The organism is Nitrosophilus sp., from assembly GCF_982775275.1.
On sequence record NZ_CEXZHP010000277.1, the window covers coordinates 1 to 1466 of the forward strand.

2 protein-coding genes and 1 pseudogene are annotated in these 1466 nt (G+C 60.0%); all 3 read right to left on the reverse strand.

Annotated features, from left to right (window positions below; translation table 11 throughout):
- On the reverse strand, nt 1-401 hold a 401-nt coding region (locus AC30RD_RS09205), incomplete at its 3' end, for a peptide deformylase (RefSeq protein ID WP_489494235.1).
- An 18-nt stretch (nt 402-419) separates the two neighbouring features.
- On the reverse strand, nt 420-1010 hold the full coding sequence (clpP, locus tag AC30RD_RS09210) for an ATP-dependent Clp endopeptidase proteolytic subunit ClpP (RefSeq protein ID WP_489494237.1): 591 nt from the start codon (nt 1008-1010) through the stop codon (nt 420-422).
- Nucleotides 1007-1466, reverse strand: a pseudogene (locus AC30RD_RS09215) (trigger factor); the annotation flags it as partial. The gene clpP and the pseudogene AC30RD_RS09215, both read right to left, overlap by 4 nt.

Sequence of the window (1466 nt, forward strand, 5' to 3'; positions counted from 1 at the left end):
AACAGAAAGAGCGCGAGGATGAACTGCGCCGGGAAGGGGAAGAAAAGGCCAGGAAACAGGCCGCAGCCGATGCAATAGAAAAAGCCTGCAAAGACAAGGAAGCCCGGGACGCTGAGGCAGCCTTCCTGATAGAAGGTGCTGCCGTCGGCTTCGACGATCTTCGGGTTGATGACCTCCAGCAGTTCCGCTTTGTGCTGTTCGCCTTCGTCGTCCGGAAGATTGACGATCAGCGCCCGGACGGGTCGGGCGACCTGGATGGCGGCAAGCCCGATGCCGTTGGAGGCGATCATCGTTTCGTACATGTCATCGAGGAAAGTGTGCAGCTTTGCGTCGAAGGTCCCGACCGGGGCCGAGATCTGTTTGAGGCGTTTGTCCGGATAGGTGATGATCGGAAGCGTCATGGCCGTAAGCCCGGGATCCTATTTCGTTGCGTTCTTGACCAGGACCTCGTCGATCATTCCGTAGTCCCTGGCTTCCGCGGCGCTCATGAAGAAGTCGCGGTCGGTGTCTTTTTCGATCTTTTTGAGGGTCTGGCCGGTATTCTTCGCGAGGATCTCGTTGAGTTCTTTCTTCATGCGCAGGATCTCCTTGGCCTGGATCTCGATGTCCGTCGCCTGTCCCTGGGCACCGCCGAGCGGCTGGTGGATCATGATGCGTGCGTGCGGCAGACCGAAGCGCTTGCCCTTGGCACCGGAACTGAGCAGGAACGAGCCCATCGAGGCGGCCTGGCCGATACAGATGGTGGCGACGTCGGGGCGGATGTAGTTCATCGTGTCGTAGATCGCCATCCCGGAGGTGACGACACCGCCGGGGGAGTTGATGTAGAAGTAGATGTCCTTTTCGGGATCTTCGGCTTCGAGGAAGAGCATCTGCGCGACGATCGTCGACGCGACGGCGTCGTTGACCTCGCCGCTGAGCATGATGATGCGGTCTTTCAGCAGGCGCGAGTAGATGTCGTAGGACCGTTCGCCGCGCGCGCTTTTCTCGATGACGTAGGGAATGTAGCTCATCCGTTCTCTTCTTGCTTCTCTTCGGTCTTCTCTTCCGGCGTTTCCATGACGGCGTTGAGCAGGTTGCCCAGGACGCGGTCTTCGACCATCGCCATCTGGATCGCCGGCAGATAGCCGCTCTTCTGGTACTGTTCGTAGACCGCCTGCGGGTCCTGGCCGGTCTGCATCGCTTCGAAGTAGATCGTCTGCATGACCTCCTGCTCGCCGACCGTGACGTTCTCGGCCTTGGCGAGGGCGTCGATCAGGAAGGTCGCCTTGACGGAGCGCTCGGCCTCTTCACGGAACTGCTCGCGGAATTCCTTGAGCTTGTCGGCGTTCTCGCGCAGCTCCTTGAGTTCGTCCTCGCTCAGTTCGCGCGCCTTGTTGTTGACCGCCATGTCGATCTCCTGCTCGACGACGAATTCCGGCAGATCGAATCCGTAGGCGGCGACGAGGGTTTCGAGCAGCTGCGGCTTG